Source organism: Arthrobacter parietis (genome assembly GCF_039530425.1).
GTDB classification, from domain to species: Bacteria; Actinomycetota; Actinomycetes; order Actinomycetales; family Micrococcaceae; genus Arthrobacter_D; species Arthrobacter_D parietis.
Genome location: NZ_BAAAON010000007.1, coordinates 1 through 1,259, shown reverse-complemented (window position 1 = coordinate 1,259; position 1,259 = coordinate 1). Strand labels below are relative to the sequence as shown.

Annotated in this window: 1 protein-coding gene; it reads left to right on the top strand. The window is 61.7% G+C overall.

Annotated features, from left to right (window positions below):
- Nucleotides 1–81: 81 nt before the first annotated feature.
- A protein-coding gene (locus ABFX19_RS14695; protein ID WP_346028758.1) for an IS3 family transposase occupies nucleotides 82–1,190 on the top strand; the annotation gives its coding sequence in 2 pieces (ribosomal slippage) (nucleotides 82–355 and nucleotides 355–1,190; 1,110 coding nt in all).
- Nucleotides 1,191–1,259: the final 69 nt, after the last annotated feature.

Below are 1,259 nucleotides of genomic sequence, written 5' to 3'. Positions count from 1 at the left end.
GTGGTTGGGTCCCCAGTTAGAAGTCCAGTGTCTGTGTGAGTTTCGTGTCCGAGAATGGACACAGGAGGAAATTCACGAATTATGGCACGCAGACACACCCCCGAGCAGGTCATCGCCAAAGTCCGGCAGGGCCAGAAGATGCTCAATGACGGACGCCCGATGGTCGAGGTCATCAAGGAGCTTCAGGTCACCGAGGCGACCTGGTACCGATGGCTGAACCAGTACGGATCCGAGGAGAACGCCGAGGCGTCCAAACGGACGAAGGAGCTGGAGAAGGAGAACGCCCGGCTGAAGCGTTTGCTGGCCGAGAAGGAACTGGCCATCGACATCCTCAACGAGGTGGCCAAGGGAAAATTCTGAGCCCCGAACCCCGCCGCCGTGCCGTGCGCATGGCGGTGGAGAAGTTCGGGGCTTCCGAACGCTTCGCCTGTAGCGTCCTGGGCCAGAACCGGTCCGCGTTCCGCAAGAAGAAGCCCGACATGGGCTTTGACGAAACACAGCTCCGCGCAGCCTTACGCGCCGTCGCCGTGAAGCACCCCGCGTGGGGCTGGCGGAAAGCCCGTTGGCACCTGCTGGCCCAACCCGAGTGGAACGGCGTGGCGCTGAACAGGAAGCGGGTGCGCCGGCTCTGGCGCGACGAAGGCCTGGTCTGCAAACCCAGGGCGCGGAAGAAGCGCCGGACCGGGCCCGGTGCCGGGGAGCAGAAACGTCTCACAGCCGAGTACCCGATGCACGTGGTCAGCTTTGATTTCCAGTCCGACGTGACCTCCTGCGGCCGGCATATCCGGTTCTTCAACGTCATCGACGAATACACCCGCACTGCGCTGGCGATCATCCCGCGCCGGTCGTTCAAGGCCACGGACGTGGTCGCGGTGCTGGAGAACATCATCGCCGAAAACGGTACCGCCCCGGCCTACGTCCGCTGCGACAACGGGCCCGAGTTCACTGCTGAGGCGCTCGTCAGCTGGTGTGACACCGCCGGGGTCGACACCGCATTCATCGACCCCGGATCACCCTGGCAGAACGGCTTTATCGAATCCTTCAACGCCCAATTCAGAAGGGAACAACTCGCCGGAGAAATCATGGACAGCATGGCCGAAGCGACGTATTTGGCCGATGAATGGAAAGCTATCTACAATCATGAACGGCCCCACGGATCCCTGGCCGGCATGACGCCGAAACGCTACTGAGAAAACTGGACGCAAGAAAACCAATTAGCTATCGCATAGACGCTGGACTGCTAACGGGGGTCCAACCAG